The sequence below is a fragment of the Segatella maculosa DSM 19339 = JCM 15638 genome, assembly GCF_000382385.1.
Lineage (GTDB): Bacteria > Bacteroidota > Bacteroidia > Bacteroidales > Bacteroidaceae > Prevotella > Prevotella maculosa.
Genome location: NZ_KB908321.1, coordinates 345,650 through 361,998, shown reverse-complemented (window position 1 = coordinate 361,998; position 16,349 = coordinate 345,650). Strand labels below are relative to the sequence as shown.

The window sequence follows — 16,349 nt, the reverse complement described above, 5'->3', positions numbered from 1 at the left end:
TAGCCAGAGTCGTGAAAGAGAATCATGATGAGCATGATTTCAGCCTTTGACATCGTGGAATCACGGTGATATGGGCTCTTATTGGTTGGTTTTAGCGTGTATTTTGCCATCATTGCGTCATAAAACTTGCAGAAGTCGTCTGCCATACAAAATATTTCCGTAACTTTGTCCTCGGTGATCATAGCGATTTTTGTTTGTATTTCTTTGTAAATCAGTACTATAAAGTTACAACAAATTTCGCTAATCACCAAATTTACAGACACTTATAATTCATCGAACTCACGTTAAAATAGTAATTCTCCTCCAACATCCTTTCCAAGTCCGAAGCCTTATAGAGTATCTTTCCTGCAAACTGAGTGTAGGGTATAATCTTCCTGTCGCGGTAGTCCTGCAAGGTGCGGGGACTGATATAGAGCCGTTCGCACACATCCTTACCCGTGAGGAAAAGTTCGCCTGCAAAGAGTGGCTTGTGCGTCTGCGCTACTTCCACAATCCGTTTACCCACACCTCTCAAAGCCGAGACGACCAGCTGCATCTCATCCGTCTCCATGTTCAAATCTCTTGCTGTTTCCATCATATCTGCCTGTTTTTAGGTTTGTTCGACTTCGTAAGAAGCAATGCTTCCACATCCTCACGCTTGTAATAGCATTTGTGTCCGATTTGCGTAAACGGCAGCACACCCGTATCACGATAATGCTGCAAGGTGCGTTTGCTGATGTTCAGCAGTCGGCACACATCTCCGTTGTGCAGCCAGTCCGTGTGCTTACTTTTTTCTCCGAATGCCTTGTGGCAGCATTCCGCAAGGCTCAAGATTTCATCTCGGAGCTTTGCCCAATTGGTTTCCGTAATGATGTAATAGTTCATAATCATATTTTGTTATTGTTTGTTGTTTCAGTTCTTTCCTGTTTCTGCTGGCAAAGGTAATGGCGTACGTGCGCCTCTCAAAGCCGTGGGGAACAGCAGGGAAGTATCGGGAACAATCGGGAAAAGAGCAATCCGTTTCATCGGTTCACATTTGCATTTTCCTGCCCCGTCTTTTTCTTTTGTTGCAAAGACAATGCAAGCGAGTGCAGAGGAAAGTTTACTTATCCTTTGCCGAGCGCAGCTTGTCTTATGCAAAATTAATATCGGGCATTTCTTATTCCATCACTTTTCATTCACGTGGCAGCTTGTGGCACTATGACAAGGACAAAAGAGACAGATTGATGTTCTTGCCACTGCACAAATGAGGTTAATAAGGTAATCAAAGCAAAAGACCGCATCTGAAAGCAAACAACGACAATCCGTATTTCTGTTAACCTTTCTTTCCTGTCATCCATTTTTGCTTAATGAGGCTATAAATGCCCTTCTTGACAGCCTGTTCTCCTAAGAATTTTAAAGCGGACGAGCGCAACATTATGTAAAAAGGCTCTGAATACTTGGAAGTTACGCATTCTCACCCTAACTTCACTCTTGGAAACCAATTCAAGGGAATAATGAAAAAGAACGCAGATTCAGGCAATACAGACAGCAGGAGAAATCCTCATCGTAGAGGTATCTCATCCAAAAACGCAGAGATAGAAAACTACCTCTCCACACACTACGAGTTTAGATACAATACGGTATTGGGAAGAACCGAATATTGCAGTAAGGGTAATAATCGTTTTGTAAAAGTCGGTCGCTATAAAATCAACACACTTCGCAGGGAACTCGATTGCGATGAATGCATAGCGACTTCTGCCGAGAACCTTTATTCCATTATTGAAAGCAGCTTTTCTCCCCGTATCAATCCCGTGCAGGAGTATTTAAAAGGGTTGCCATTGATAGATATAGGTGATAGCAGTAGCTGTGATGATGCCGGTTGCAGGGATAGTAATGTGTCTTCTTTTTCACCGAAAGCAATCTCCGATTTGGCAAGCTGCGTTGTTGTCCGTAATTCTAACAAATGGTTGCCGTATCTTACCAAATGGCTTGTGGCGGTGGTCGCCAATGCGATGGACGACCGTGAGTGCCGTAACCATACCTGCCTTGTGTTGACAGGTGAGCAGGGAAAGTTCAAGACCACGTTCCTTGACCTGCTCTGTCCCCCAGCACTGCACGGTTACAGTTACACAGGAAAAATATATCCGCAGGAGAAAGACACACTCACTTATATCGGTCAGAACCTTATCGTAAATATAGATGACCAGCTCAAAGCCCTCAATAAGCGGGACGAGAATGAGCTGAAAAACCTTATCACTTGTCCGATGGTCAAATACCGTATGCCGTATGACAAGTATGTGGAAGAACATCCCCATTTGGCAAGTTTCGTGGCATCGGTGAACGGCAACGACTTTCTTACCGACCCGACAGGCAGCAGACGTTTTTTGCCTTTCGAAGTACTCTCCATAGACATAGAAAGAGCAAAGGCAATTTCTATGGATAAAGTTTATACGGAAGCCAAAGCCTTGTTAAGGTCAGGTTTCCGCTATTGGTTTGACGATGACGAGATAGGCGAACTGTATCGGGAGAGCGAGGACTTCCAAGTACAGACAGCAGAGATGGAACTCTTGCTACGTTGTTTTGAGAAGCCAACGGAGGACGAGAACTATTTGTTAATGACCACTACGGAGATACTCACCTATTTGGGCATTTATACCCACCAGCCTCTTGTTGCCAAGCGTATGGGCGAAGCCTTGAAGAAAGCAAGATACATAAAGGTGAGCAAACGAAGAAACGGTGGAAGCCCCATCTATGTCTACAAGATTAGGAAAATCTTGCCATGTCCGCTCCTTCAAACTTGTAGTAGCCAAATGTAGTAGAATGTGTAGTATTGTCTTATACTACAAAGTAATACTGATTATCAATCTCTTATCACAGAATAGTATGTAGTAAGAAGAAAGATGAAAAAGTTTGGAGGGAAAAACTTTGGAAACGGTAAAACCATAAAACAGACAAGCATAAATAATTATCATTCAACCCATTAAAGTATCAAAACAATGAAAGAAGAAGATTTATCACTTATCAAGCGATATTCCATCGTGGAGTATCTCGAAAGGAAGGGTATCAGGCCTGTCCGCAGGAAACCAGCCTATGCAATGTACCGTTCACCGCTCAGGGAGGAAACGCATCCGAGTTTCAAAGTGGACACGGAAAAGAACCTTTGGATAGACTATGCCGAAGGCAGGGGTGGAAGCATTATTGACCTTTATATGCGCTTGGAGGACTGCACGCTCTCGGAAGCCATCTGCCGTTTGGGGCAGAACGCTTTAGAGTATACAGCGCACAGCTACAGTTTTACAAATAGAGGAATATACATCAGTCCAAATCAAAGAGAGCATGTAACGGCAAGCGGAACAAGGAGACTGGCAAGCATATCAGACACCCTGCCGCCATATTTGCAGGAGTATCTCACAAAGGAACGCTGTATTGATTTAGAAAAGGCAACACCCTTTCTCAAATGTATCAGCTACGAGGTAAGGGGAAGAAGATATGAAGCCATCGGCTTTACCAATCTATCAGGAGGCTATGAACTTCGGGACAACAAAATATTCAAAGGAACGATTGCCCCGAAGGACATCACTCCAATATTTGAGGACAAGGCAAAACCAGTCTGTCTGTTTGAGGGCTTTATGGATTTTCTTTCTTTCCTTTCAATGAAAGAGGAAGTAACCAACCAATGCCTTGTGATGAATTCCGTGAGTAATGTAGCAAGAAGTATTCACTACCTGAACGAGAGGAATATAACCTCTGTTCGTGCTTTTCTTGATAATGACGATGCAGGGCGAAAAGCCGTGCAGGAATTTGTAAACGCAGGTTTTAAGGTAGAAGATATGACCGTGTATTATAGAGACTTCAAAGACCTTAACGAATATCACGTCAGCCGTGTTCGTGAGCCACAGAAAAAGTTGGAGAAAACTCCAAATACAAGTAACAAAATAAAACAAGTCAAACTTAAAATAAGATAGAGTGATGAAAAAGGAAAGAAGAAACATAGAAGAAATAGATCGTTTCATAGGAGAAACTTTTGGTATGAGCCCAGCTAAAAGTTCAAGTGAACAGACCGTCGCTGAGTTTCGGGCAAAAGGAATGAGAAATACTCAAGAGCAAAAACAACAAGAAACAGAGCATGCCATAGAGCATGCCACGCCAGCCGAGTCTGCACAGCATACAGAGAACGCAACCGTTCAAAGACGCATCAGTGCTAAGATGAGAAAAGAGACACTCGAAGTATACAAGCAGGCGTTCCTTGTTCCAACAAAGCTAAGCGAGAGAAAGGCGGTCTATCTGAGCAGAGAGACACAGGAACGTGCGGACTTCATTGTCCGTAGGTTGGGTGACAAGGGTTCCAACGTGTCAAGCTTTATCGAAAACCTTGTGCGCATCCATTTGGAGGAATACGGTGAGGATATAGAGAAATGGAGAAAACTGTAAACTGTAGAAAAAGGTCGAGTGCTATTATTTCTTTTTCACTCAAAATCCTTGACCGTTTTAGAATAGTACCAATGACCATTTTTACTGAATACATTGAACGGTGGGAATACCACGAACGCAGTTAGATACTGAATGCACGGCATTCGTTTTTGGACGGCAAAACGCTTTATGCGTAAACGGTCTGTTAGGTAGCATTGCAAGACGTCAGTTTGTACCCACAAACTGCGCTTGCTCCCCTCGTTTAATTGTCGGGGAGATTAGACCGTAATCACTCCGTTCTCATCGGTCAGTGTTCAGAAATTAAGCAATAACAAATCATCTAAAATGATTAACTTTCAAAGAAACTTATATGGACAGATATAATAGAAAGACTGCCAAGTGGCAGCAACAGAATAAGGAAGAGCAGAAGATGAACAAGACGGAGTTCATCAAGGTAAGGTGTACCTTAGAGGAAAAGCAACGTATCAAATCGAAGGCAGAAAGCACAGGGAGAAAGTTCTCTGATTACTGTCGCGAGATGCTTCTTAGTGGAGAGATTATTTCTGTTCCTAAGATGACGGACAATGAAAAGGAAGCCATTGCCATACTCCAGCATACAGGAAGGTTCTACGGGCAGGTTTCCAACCTCATCAAGGTCAAGGACGAGGATTGGCTACATATCACAAAGAACCTTTCCCTATGTGCAAAGGAAGCATTTAAGCGATTTTACGACCCTCATTTTCGTGTGGACGATGAGATATATAAGGTCTTAAATCTGACAAGAGATGATAGGAAAATGTAAGGCGATAGCACACGGCAGCACGGCTTTGGACTATATTTTCAGAGAGGGCAAACTCGGCTATCGGCTTGCTTTTCACAATCTTTGCAGCAGGGAGCCAAAGACTATCTATGAAGAAATGAAAGTGGTCAGCGACCATAACAGCCGTTGCAGGAACAAGTTTCTCCGCGTTGAAATAGGCATCGCACCGCAGGACGAGAAAAAGCTTCCTGTTTCCGAATTGATGAGGATAGCCCATCTGTTTGCCAAGCAAATGGGACTTGACAATCATCAATGGGTGGCGGTAACGCACAAGGACACCGACAACAGGCATATCCATATCATTGCCAACCGCATCAGTCTGTACGGTGAGGTTTATGATACCACTTTTGCGAGCAACAGAGCAGCAAGAGTGGCGGAGGAAATAAGCCGCTCGAAAGGCTTGACTATCGCAAAGGAGGTCAGGGCGGAGAGGAAGCATCAGAAAGCAAAGGCCAATCCTACGAGAGAACAGACCAAGCAACAAATACAGAAGATTTGCTATGCCCTACTTGAAAAATACAAAGGCACAGGCATCACGGGACACTCCATGTTCCTCTACGACCTTAACAAGAGTGGTGTAACCATCGAACGCTTGAAGAACAAGCAGGGCAAAGTATATGGTTTGAAGTTCTCCTACTGTGGCCAGACATTCAAAGCTTCTGAAATCGGCAGAGAGTTCGGATACCGTTCCTTGCAGAAGAACTTTGAGATAGCCAATAAAGCCGAAACAAAGGAGACGATAACAAAAGCTCACACAATAGCAGATAAGACTACAAAGAATAAAGTTCAATCAGACACAGGCTATCAACTTGTTCCTCCCAGTCGTTCATACATACCGCCTACAAAAACAAACGAAAGTTCATCCATTGCACAAGCCGTAGGAAATGTAGCAAGCACTGCCTTGAATGCTGCCGAAGAAATGATTTCGGGAGCAGGTGGACTTATCAATCCACAGACACACGGTGATGATTATGCCGAGATGGCTTGGCAACATAAACTCAGAAACCAAGCCAAGAAAAAGAAGAAACGAGGAAGAGGTATATAATAGATAGCTCTTCTCTATTTCCAATCACCCAAAAAACTCAATGATGACGCAAATGAACGAAATTCTTATCAAAAACGCTTGTTATTCAAAGCAAATGATTATCTTTGCAGATAGAATAACAAGCGTTCTTTGTTGATGAAGAAACATGCGACAGAAAGCACTTCGCTCGTTTCCAAATCGTTACCTGTTTAGTTTGTATTACAAGGTAACTTGTTCTTTCTCAATTAGATACGTTTTAGAAATCATCTTCAAACGTATGAAAAATTATTTCTTCCCGTAAGGAAATTTTTCTCAACCCTTTTTGTGATGAAATAGCTGTCATATTGCGTGGTAAGATGAAGCTGTTCCAACGCACAATGCGGTAGGAATGGAGGCACAAATAGCCGAGAGGGGGAAAATAAAAAGCCGAGACGGGGGAGGTAGGGACGCATGGTTCGTGCGTCCGTTCAGCGCGGAACAATCAACTTGTCCACCCATCTACGCGTCAACTGTCAACAAAAACGTGGACAGATGCACGAGCCGTGCATCCCGCACCTGCTCGGGCGGTTGGCCGCATCAGCCATCCTGCCTTTTTATTTCAGCTATATTGAACGGTAATCTCAGCCATTTCACGCGCCAATATGGGTGAGATTGGCGCACAATATGGCTGGAATAATTTTCCGATTGAGAAAAGAGGCTAAAGAAGGTTTCCCTTTTTGGGAAACACTACGGTTGGAACAAACTTCTTGGCTTCTTCGAATTCCATCAGAGCATAGGCGATGATAATGACGACATCGCCCACCTGGACCTTACGGGCCGCTGCGCCATTCAGGCAAACACAGCCGGTTCCGCGGTCGCCCTTGATGATATAGGTATCAAAACGCTCGCCGTTGTTGTTGTTGACAATCTGAACCTTTTCGCCGGCAATCAGGTTTGCGGCGTCCATTAAATCTTCATCAATCGTAATACTCCCCATATAGTTCAGGTTTGCCTCTGTAACCGTAACGCAGTGGAGCTTACTTTTCAAGACTTCAATCATCATCGTCTTTTGTTTTTTCTATCTTTATATCTGATATGGTCTATCAACCGAACGGGTGTCTTACCGCAATATACCGTGATACACCCCACGATATACTCCGAACGCTCCCAGTTTTCGACGGGCAGCAGGCTGTCGCCGTCGACTATTTCAAAATATTCTACTTCAAGTTCCGGTATCGCATTGATGCGCTCTACAACCATGTTGCGCGTCTCTTTTAAGGAATGCGTCTCGGCATAGCCTACACTTTCGCGCAATATTTGATAAATTGCAGGCGCAATGGCACGCTCTTCCTTAGTCAGCAAACTGTTGCGGCTGCTTTTGGCCAAGCCGTCGGGATCGCGGATAATCGGACATTCGACAATTCGCACATTGCTATTGATATATTTCGCAAGTTGCTTGACGACGGCAATCTGCTGCCAATCCTTCTCTCCGAAATAAGCGCTGTCCGGTCGGACAATATAAAACAAACGACTCACAACCTGACACACTCCGTTGAAATGGCCGGGACGGCGTTCCCCTTCCATGACCGTCGTCACGGGAGGAAACTCAAAATGGCGGGTGTCGGGACAGGGATATATATCCTTGACGGAAGGAGCAAATATGTAATCTGCGCCGCAAGCCTCGACCAAACGGCTATCGGCCTCAAGCGTTCTTGGGTAACGGTCGAAATCGTTTTGGTCATTAAACTGAGTCGGGTTCAAGAAAACAGAAACCACCGTTATATCATTTTCTCCGATACTCTTCGTTATCAAAGAGGCATGCCCCTCATGCAACGCTCCCATCGTTGGCACCAAACCAATCTTCTTGCCTTGTTTTCGCGCAAGGAAAAGCGCATTCTGCAAATCAACAATCTTATTAAAGACTTTCATTTTCTTTCTCCTATTGGCGTTGCAAAATAACTATTTTTTTCTTAAATAAGGAAGAAGAATTATAAAAATGTTCGAATTAACAGCCAAATTCGCCGCTTTAGATTATTTTTCTCTCCTATTCGCTTTTTTTTTTATAACTTTGCACTATTCAAATCTGAAATATTGACATGGCAAAGAAAGTATTATTCATCAATCAAGAAATCACTCCGTACGTTCCTGAGACTGAAATGTCAATCATGGGGCGCGATTTACCTCAGAAAGCTCAGGAATGCGGACTTGAGATTCGCACTTTTATGCCTAAATGGGGGAATATCAACGAGCGTCGTGGCCAATTGCACGAAGTAATCAGGCTTTCGGGAATGAATCTTATCATTGATGATACGGATCACCCGCTTATCATCAAGGTGGCCTCAATACCGCAATCAAGAATACAGGTTTATTTCATTGACAATGATGACTATTTCACGAAGCGTCAGATGACTGCAGACGAAACTGGGAAAGAATATGCCGACAATGGTGAACGGGCCATTTTCTTTGCTCGGGGCGTATTGGAAACGGTAAAAAAGCTGAGATGGACACCGGATATCATTCATTGTCAAGGCTGGATGAGTTCAGTTGTGCCCTTTTATATTAAAACAGCTTATCATGATGAGCCTTCTTTTACCAATACAAAAATCATTACCGCCCTCTTTTCAGAACAAATGAAAGGCGATTTGGGAAGTAAATTCAAGGAGATAATCGCTTTCAGAGAAGCCAAAAAGAGTCTCATGGCTGGTTATAACGATAAATTTGATTTCAAAGAATTGGGAAAATTAGCACTTGATTATAGTGACGGAGTCATTGAAGCCAGCCCGAATATACACAAAGACCTGTTGGCTTATGCGACGCAAAAGCATCTTCCGGTTCTTCAATATCCGGGTGAAGATTTTATGGGAGCGTATGCCGACTTCTATAAGGAGATAAGTCCCAACGTTGGGGAATAAGTATTAACGTATAATATTCATTTTGATGAAATTGAAACATATTGCAAGTATCTTGCTTGCTTCCTTTGTTATAGTATCTTGTGATGACACAACAGATGGCATCGGAACGTCATTGACCGACAAATTCGACCAGTTGGAAATAACCACGGATACATTTAATGTCACTACTCAATCCATTTCAGCCAATGCAGTATTGTCTCGGAATACAAGTGGCTATGTAGGTAAGTTCAAAGACCCGGAAACCGGAACCGATATCACAGCCGACTTTATGACGCAATTCAGCGTTTTAGAGGATTTCAATTTCCCTGAATCAGGAAGTATCGTTTCCAAAGAGGCGGGAAAAATTTATGCAGACTCATGCGAAATCAGGCTGTTCCATGAAAACAATGTCGGCGATACTTTGGCCCCAATGCACCTTACCATGTATGAGTTAAATAAACCGATAGAAGACAATAAAGATTATTATACCTCATTCAACCCGATAACCGAAGGCTATGTAAGAGGTTCCGGCTTGACAATAGGCAAGACATACACTTTGGCCGACATACAAAGTTCCACCTCTAAGAAAGCTAACGAAGACCATAGTCCATGTATTCGTATACCGCTCAATCAGTCATATACGGATAAAGATGGTAAGACTTACAAGAACTATGGCTCTTACGTTATGAATAAGTATTATGAAAGTCCCGGTAACTTCAAGAATTCTTATAAGTTCATTCATAATGTCATACCCGGCTTCTATTTCAAAGCAGATGGCGGATTGGGCTCCATAGCCAAGATATATAACTCTATTCTTTACGTCTACTTCCGCATGCAATACAAAGACTCCGTTTATAATCGGGTCGCAACATTTGGAGGCACGCAGGAAGTAATGCAAACAACTCATATTACGAATGATGCCAATGCGCTCCGTCAATTGATAAACGATAACACCGGAACTTATCTGAAAACGCCGGCTGGCATATTTACACAAATGACGTTGCCTGTTGAGAACATTATCTCAGGACACGAAAAGGACAGCATCAACACTGCCAAGATAACATTACAACGAATCAATAATACAACAACAAGCACTTATCCACTTGAGGCTCCAAAGAAAATATTAATGATTCCAGCCGACAGTGTACAGACTTTCTTTCAGCATCATAACTTTACGAATTACAAGAACTCCTTTGTTGCCACTCTAAGCAATAATGGATACACATTCAACAATATAGGACCGATGATTCGTATGATGTATGCTACCAAACAGAGAGGCATGGCATCAGCAAATTGGAACAAAGTGGTCATCATTCCGGTGACAACAACGGATATGACTATTCAAACGGGTGGCTATTCTGCAAGCTATCCAACAGGTGTCTATAACGATATGTCTATTAGAAGCACAAAACTATCCGGTGGCAATGTTCCTGTAAAACTGACGGTGATATATACGAGATTCAAATAATAGATATTTTCCATGGCTGACAATTTTCTTGAACGTCAACGACAGAGCTATGAGGAGCGAAAGCAACAATGGCTGAAGAATAGGAAACATCTTACCAAACTGAGAAGAGAAATTCCCGAACGGCCGGAAGACGAAGCATTGTAAGCTAATAATATAGAAGCCGAGACAAATGTGAAGTCTCGGCTTTTTCAATGACTAAGATAGCATTCTTATGAAAAAAATCATTTCTTTCTTCTTTGTAGCAGCATTGAGCATACAAGCCTATGCGACCGAAAGAACAATCAAACTTACGTTTATCGAGACAAGTGATGTCCATGGAAGTTTCTTCCCTTATGATTTCACAAACCGAAAGCCACGCCCCGGCTCCATGGCACGAGTCAGCAGCTATGTGAAACAACTGCGCAAACAACACGGAGGCAATATCGTCCTCTTGGATAATGGTGATATCCTGCAAGGACAACCTACCAGCTATTTCTATAACTATGTGGCAACGAATGAAAGAAACATCGCAGCAGATGTCATCAACTATTTAGGTTATGATGCCGAGACAATAGGCAATCACGACATTGAACCGGGACATGCCGTCTACGATAAATGGATAAAGGAAGTAAAGTGTCCTGTCATCGCCTGCAACGTCATCAACAAGAAGACGGGAAAGCCCTACACGCATCCTTATGCCATCGTGAAACGAAATGGCGTGAAGATCGTTGTTCTGGGCATGCTCACTCCAGCCATTCCCAATTGGCTTACCGAAAACATCTGGGAGGGACTTCAGTTTGAAGACATGGTTACGTCGGCAAGGAAATGGATGAAGATTATTAGGGAGAAAGAACATCCTGATGTAGTGATAGGACTATTTCATAGCGGACGCGAAGGTGGCATCAAGACCAAGGAATACGAAGAAGATGCAAGCATCATTGTGGCAAAGCAGGTGCCGGGCTTCGATGTAGTCATGTTCGGACACGACCACACACGATACAACCAAACTCTAAGAAACACTGCAGGCAAAGAAGTGCTATGCATCAATCCTGCCAACAATGCGATGACCGTTGCGCAGGCCGACATCAGTCTGACCTATAAGAACGGGAAACTTACTGGCAAACAAGTGAAAGGAACGTTGGTCGATGTAACCGACATAGAAGTGGACGAAGACTATATGGCCCACTTCAAGCCACAGATAGCGAAGGTGAACAACTACGTGGACCGCATCATCGGGAACTTCCAAAACTCCATCTACACCCACGACAGCTATTTCGGCTCATGCGCATTCACGGATTTCATTCTCAATCTGCAGTTGCAAATCACGAAAGCAGACATTGCCTTCAATGCCCCACTCCAATTCGATGCCTCCATCAAGGCCGGTCCGGTGAGAGTGGCCGACATGTTCAATCTCTACAGGTTCGAGAACCAGCTCTATGTCATGCGGCTCACGGGCGAAGAAATAAGAAAGCATTTGGAAATGAGCTACGACCTATGGGTAAACACCATGAAATCGCCCGACGACCATCTACTCTTATTGGCTAACACACGCGACGACGCACAACGACTCGGCTTCAAGAACTTTACGTTCAACTTCGACTCTGCTGCGGGCATCGACTACATTGTCGATGTCACCAAGCCCGACGGCCATAAGGTAAAAATCCTGCGCATGTCGAACGGACAGCCTTTCGATGAGCATAAATGGTATACCGTTGCCATCAATAGCTACCGTGGAAATGGCGGTGGAGAACTGCTCACCAAAGGTGCTGGCATTCCCAAAGACAGTCTTGCCGGAAGAATCATCTATAGAAGTCCGCGTGACCAGAGATATTACCTGATGCAGGAAATCGAGAAGATGGGGACCGTGGCCCCCAAGGCAAACAATAATTGGAGGTTCGTCCCGGAGAAGTGGACCGAGCCTGCAGCTAAGCGTGACAGTCTGCTGCTGTTCGGACACAAGCGCAATCCCAAAGAAGAGAAATGATGAAACGGCTTTGGTTCATATTCCACGAAGGAGACATCGTGCTGGAACGGCTTTCCGACGGGAGCTGTTCCATTCCCAAGGGCGAACAGCCACCGATTGCAACCACTGAACAGACACACATACTGAACGTTTCGCCCATGGACAACGGCGACGAGATGAGGGCCTTTATGACCGAAACGCTCCCCGCCGACCATGCACGATACGAGATGTGCAGCCTCAGAAACAGTTTCTACCGCCTGCCTTCCAATCTATATCTGAAAGCAGGCAAATGCCAAGAGCTCCTTTATTGGGACAGAAACACCCGGTTCTGCGGAGTGTGCGGCGCTCCGATGGCCATGAACACGGACATCAGCAAGCGATGCACCTCTTGCGGCAAAGAAGTATGGCCCGCATTGGCTACCGCCGTCATCGTGCTCATTCACAAAGGCAATGAGGTGTTGCTCGTCCATGCCCGCAATTTCAAAGGTGATTTCCATGGACTCGTGGCTGGCTTCGTCGAAACGGGCGAAACGCTCGAGGAAGCGGTCCGACGCGAAGTAATGGAAGAAACCGGCATCAGCATCAAGAACCTCCGCTACTTCGGAAGCCAGCCATGGCCCTACCCCAGCGGTCTGATGGTCGGTTTCAATGCCGATTACGCCGGCGGCGACATTCGCCTGCAACGGGAAGAACTTTCTGCAGGGGCATGGTTCTCGAAAAACAACCTGCCTCGGCTTCCCGAACGAATGAGCATCGCACGAATGATGCTCGATGACTGGCTCGCAAAATAAAACTCTTTTCCCTTCCTATAAGGAAGCCTTGACCTTTCCTATAAGGAAGCCTCGAGGCTTCCTTATATCAACCCTCAACCTTTCCTTATATCAATCCTCTGGCCTTCCTTATATCAATCCTTGACCTTTCCCAATAGGTATCCTCGGGTCTTCCCAATAGGTATCCTCGGGTCTTCCCAATAGCTATCCTCGAGGCTTCCCAATAGGAATCCTCAGGTCTTCCCAATAGGTATCCTCGGGTTTGGATATTTGCATGCAATGTTATCCGTTTAATCACCCCTATGGAGTTCACTTCTTGTGTTCTTTCTCACTGATGAGGCCATGCCGATAGGCGTAGAGCAGTTCTTCAAGGTCTTTGATTTGATTTTTCAGTTCGGTTCCTTTGTCCGTATCGGCCACCAACATTCTGTGACTGCTCATCTCAACAATCTGGGTCGTGGATTTGATATCTGTGCCGCGCTGAATGGCATCGGCCGCACTGGTGAATGGTTCATGCTGTACGAGTTGGAAACCACGGCTATGATAAACCAGCGTGTAGCCTGCGATGCCTGTTTCCTTGTGATAGGCCTGCGAAAACCCGCCGTCGATGACCATAAGTTTGCCGGAAGCCTTGATTGGGTTCTCCCCATTGGCAACATGTACGGGCACATGTCCGTTGATGATATGACGGTTTTCACCTTTCACGTCGAAGGCATCCAATATATAGTCTGCAATGTTTTCATCATCGCGCAAAAGGAAATAGTTTCCTTTTTGCTCTTTATGCGTGGCTTTGTCTGCGATAAAATAGCGTTCGAAGGTGGCCATCTTGCTCTTATCGAAGAGCGGACTGTCGGTTCCGCACCATAAATAGATGAAATAATCGATGGCATATTTCTTTTCTTCGGGGGAGATGTCGTCTTGGAAAGCCGTCCGGATGAGCATCCCCGTTTGTTGCATGAGTTCCCGGCCTTTATATTTCTTGCCGGGCATGATTTCTACTTCTTTCAAAGTGCCATCTTCATTGAGGGGTATGGAGGCATGAAAGAGCAGGTTGTCATTACGGATGGCATACATACAACCATGTTGAAGCATCAGCCGGATATGTTTATGCAGCTTCTCGCAGACACGGAAAGAGTGGTGGAGTTTTCCCATCAGTGTCTTCTCTTCAAAGGTGAGTGCACACGGATGTTTAGGGTCTATCGTTGGGAAATGACAACTGCTTAAAGGATATTCCTTACCTTCGAGCATGATGGTTCCTTTCTTGTAATCCACCATTTTGAAGAGTTCCCGACTTTGCATCTTCCATTCGGGGTGCGTCTCATAGAGCAAAGCCTCTTCCTTGAACTGAATAACAGCAATCGCCTTGTGCATTTGGGCCGTCAGACGCATGGTCTTCTCGTCTATCTGCTTAGCTCCGCCGCTGAGATGTGGCATAAACTCTTCGCAAGGATCGTCTTTATAGACTTCCATGGCAAAGGTTGCCAATGGAACAAGATTGATACCGTATCCGTCTTCGAGCGTAGTGAGGTTGGCATATCGCAGACTTAGCCTTATCACGTTGCATATACATGCATCGTTTCCAGCGCATGCACCCATCCAAAGGATATCATGATTGCCCCATTGAATGTCCCAACTGTGATAGCGGGCCATTGTGTCCATGATGATATGTGCCCCCGGTCCACGGTCATAAATGTCGCCAAGAATATGCAATTGATCGATGGCCAGACGTTGAATGACATTGCAGATGGCAATAACGAAATCATCGGCTCGACCGGTTGAAATTATCGTGTCGATAATTACATTGACATAAGCAGTCTTGTTGGTATTGTTTTCCGTGTGTTCGTGCAGCAATTCCTGAATGATGTAAGAGAATTCTGCAGGCAGAGACTTTCTTACTTTCGACCGTGTATATTTACTGGAAACAGTTCGACAGATGGCCACCAATTGGTGTAAGGTGATATGGTACCAATCATTGAGGTCTTCTTCTACGGCTTTGATAAGTTCGAGCTTTTGTTCCGGATAGTATATGAGTGAACATAACTCTCGTTTCTCTTGTTCACGAAGCGTATTTCCGAAAAGCTCGTTCACCTTTCGTTTGATATTCCCTGATGCGTTTTTCAAAACATGTTGGAAAGCCTCATATTCGCCATGAATGTCTGCAAGGAAGTGCTCGGTTCCTTTAGGCAGATTGAGTATGGCTTGTAGATTGATGATCTCAGTGCTTGCATCGGCTATCGTAGGAAAGCTGTTTGAAAGCAACTGCAAGAAGTGCATATCCTTTTCTATATTGTATTTCCTCATAATGCGGATAATCTGATTTTATTTGTTAAACTGTTATGAACGGCGGGAATAGGCATAAAACCTTCCGTTAAGTTGGTCTTCTCTTCCATTACTGACTCCAAGCAAGAAACGAATTTGTAGAGCTTAAGTTCTTTGAAGATTGCAGCCATCTTGTCTTCATCATAGTCGCAGGTCTCCATCAACCGACTTTGATTGCAGAGCTCATCTTGCAGGATTTGTCGGCGTTGGAATTTATATTGTAAGTAAAGGAAGCCACTAACCACCGCCTGCATGGTTTCATCTTCAACTTGCGTCTTAAGCTTTTCTATTCGTATGGAGATGTTTTCTTTAATCCGCTTATCATGTGTTTCAAGTATCTCCTGATACATATTGACTAAACGGCTATTGAAAGAGGCTTGAGTTATCTCATTAGTGACAGCCGGATTTTTCAGTTGGAAGATCTTTGTAGTGGGATAATGTCGTTGTATGTAAGCATATTCCACCTTTCCTGTAGTATGTATGAAAAGGTGTTTGGCGATGTTTCTGCCAATAACTGTTTTAGTCCAAGGAGCAATTTCTGCCAAAGGAGAATATAAAATGGGAATCTGCCGTGCTATTTCATTCTTTATATTTCGAATAACCTCATGGGTTGGCTTACCAAAAATATGCAGGAGGTCATAATTCTCGTCATCAGATAATATGATTTGATCTGCATTCCACGCTGTCTGCATTACTTCAAGAAAGGTTATTTGAAGGTTGTTATCCTTATGTGGAGTAAAAAGAGTCTTGATACGTATCATATAA

Annotated in this window: 16 protein-coding genes and 1 pseudogene; 10 read left to right on the top strand and 7 right to left on the bottom strand. The window is 44.2% G+C overall.

Features of this window, described 5'->3' with window-relative positions; all coding sequences use genetic code 11:
* The 3 genes and pseudogenes from H164_RS0105180 to H164_RS0105170 form a co-directional block, all read right to left on the bottom strand.
* A pseudogene (locus H164_RS0105180) lies at positions 1-182 on the bottom strand (IS982 family transposase); the annotation flags it as partial.
* 71 nt (positions 183-253) lie between these two features.
* Positions 254-577 carry a helix-turn-helix domain-containing protein gene (locus H164_RS0105175; protein ID WP_019967630.1) on the bottom strand — a complete coding sequence of 108 codons (324 nt, stop codon included), beginning with the start codon at positions 575-577 and terminating at the stop codon, positions 254-256.
* Entirely contained in the window at positions 574-864 is a 291-nt protein-coding gene (locus tag H164_RS0105170; protein WP_019967629.1) for a helix-turn-helix domain-containing protein, read from the bottom strand. The genes H164_RS0105175 and H164_RS0105170 overlap by 4 nt, the downstream gene beginning before the upstream one ends.
* A 554-nt stretch (positions 865-1,418) precedes the next feature.
* Between H164_RS0105170 and H164_RS0105155 the strand changes: the two genes are divergently transcribed.
* The 5 genes from H164_RS0105155 (at position 1,419) to H164_RS0105135 (ending at position 6,236) form a co-directional block, all read left to right on the top strand.
* A complete protein-coding gene (locus tag H164_RS0105155; RefSeq protein WP_238315200.1) occupies positions 1,419-2,777 on the top strand; it encodes a VapE domain-containing protein in 1,359 nt (452 codons plus the stop codon).
* A 180-nt stretch (positions 2,778-2,957) separates the two neighbouring features.
* The gene (locus tag H164_RS0105150; RefSeq protein ID WP_019967625.1) at positions 2,958-3,926 is read left to right on the top strand and encodes a toprim domain-containing protein; all 969 of its coding nucleotides are present in this window, start codon (positions 2,958-2,960) and stop codon (positions 3,924-3,926) included.
* A 4-nt stretch (positions 3,927-3,930) separates the two neighbouring features.
* A complete protein-coding gene (locus H164_RS0105145) occupies positions 3,931-4,392 on the top strand; it encodes a DUF3408 domain-containing protein (protein WP_019967624.1) in 462 nt (153 codons plus the stop codon).
* 349 nt (positions 4,393-4,741) lie between these two features.
* Positions 4,742-5,173, top strand: coding sequence for a plasmid mobilization protein (locus H164_RS0105140; protein WP_019967623.1), 432 nt, complete (start codon positions 4,742-4,744; stop codon positions 5,171-5,173).
* On the top strand, positions 5,157-6,236 hold the full coding sequence (locus tag H164_RS0105135; protein ID WP_019967622.1) for a relaxase/mobilization nuclease domain-containing protein: 1,080 nt from the start codon (positions 5,157-5,159) through the stop codon (positions 6,234-6,236). Before H164_RS0105140 ends, H164_RS0105135 begins: the two co-directional genes overlap by 17 nt.
* A gap of 676 nt (positions 6,237-6,912) precedes the next feature.
* On the opposite strand, the gene panD is transcribed toward H164_RS0105135, so the two are convergent.
* Positions 6,913-7,257: an aspartate 1-decarboxylase gene (gene panD, locus H164_RS0105130; RefSeq protein ID WP_008566415.1), complete on the bottom strand. Its 345-nt coding sequence runs from the start codon at positions 7,255-7,257 to the stop codon at positions 6,913-6,915.
* Positions 7,254-8,123 (bottom strand): pantoate--beta-alanine ligase, encoded by an 870-nt coding sequence (panC, locus tag H164_RS0105125; protein ID WP_019967621.1) that lies wholly within the window; start codon positions 8,121-8,123, stop codon positions 7,254-7,256. Before panC ends, panD begins: the two co-directional genes overlap by 4 nt.
* 167 nt (positions 8,124-8,290) lie before the next feature.
* Here panC and H164_RS0105120 point away from each other — a divergent pair, with 167 nt between their 5' ends.
* The 5 genes from H164_RS0105120 (at position 8,291) to nudC (ending at position 13,286) form a co-directional block, all read left to right on the top strand.
* Positions 8,291-9,106 (top strand): glycogen/starch synthase, encoded by an 816-nt coding sequence (locus H164_RS0105120; protein WP_019967620.1) that lies wholly within the window; start codon positions 8,291-8,293, stop codon positions 9,104-9,106.
* Positions 9,107-9,131: 25 nt separating this feature from the next.
* Positions 9,132-10,553 carry a DUF4270 domain-containing protein gene (locus H164_RS0105115; RefSeq protein WP_019967619.1) on the top strand — a complete coding sequence of 474 codons (1,422 nt, stop codon included), beginning with the start codon at positions 9,132-9,134 and terminating at the stop codon, positions 10,551-10,553.
* A 12-nt stretch (positions 10,554-10,565) separates the two neighbouring features.
* Positions 10,566-10,697 (top strand): hypothetical protein, encoded by a 132-nt coding sequence (locus tag H164_RS0105110; RefSeq protein ID WP_019967618.1) that lies wholly within the window; start codon positions 10,566-10,568, stop codon positions 10,695-10,697.
* 67 nt (positions 10,698-10,764) lie between these two features.
* Positions 10,765-12,516 (top strand): bifunctional metallophosphatase/5'-nucleotidase, encoded by a 1,752-nt coding sequence (locus tag H164_RS0105105; protein WP_019967617.1) that lies wholly within the window; start codon positions 10,765-10,767, stop codon positions 12,514-12,516.
* The gene (nudC, locus tag H164_RS0105100) at positions 12,516-13,286 is read left to right on the top strand and encodes an NAD(+) diphosphatase (protein WP_025830030.1); all 771 of its coding nucleotides are present in this window, start codon (positions 12,516-12,518) and stop codon (positions 13,284-13,286) included. Before H164_RS0105105 ends, nudC begins: the two co-directional genes overlap by 1 nt.
* A gap of 288 nt (positions 13,287-13,574) precedes the next feature.
* Here the strand turns inward: nudC and H164_RS0105095 are convergent, their stop codons facing one another.
* Both H164_RS0105095 and H164_RS0105090 read right to left on the bottom strand, forming a co-directional pair.
* Positions 13,575-15,566: a fructose-bisphosphatase class III gene (locus H164_RS0105095; protein ID WP_019967615.1), complete on the bottom strand. Its 1,992-nt coding sequence runs from the start codon at positions 15,564-15,566 to the stop codon at positions 13,575-13,577.
* Positions 15,563-16,345, bottom strand: a complete 783-nt coding sequence (locus H164_RS0105090; protein ID WP_019967614.1) for a glycosyltransferase family protein — start codon at positions 16,343-16,345, stop codon at positions 15,563-15,565. Before H164_RS0105090 ends, H164_RS0105095 begins: the two co-directional genes overlap by 4 nt.
* Between the last annotated feature and the right edge of the window lie 4 nt (positions 16,346-16,349).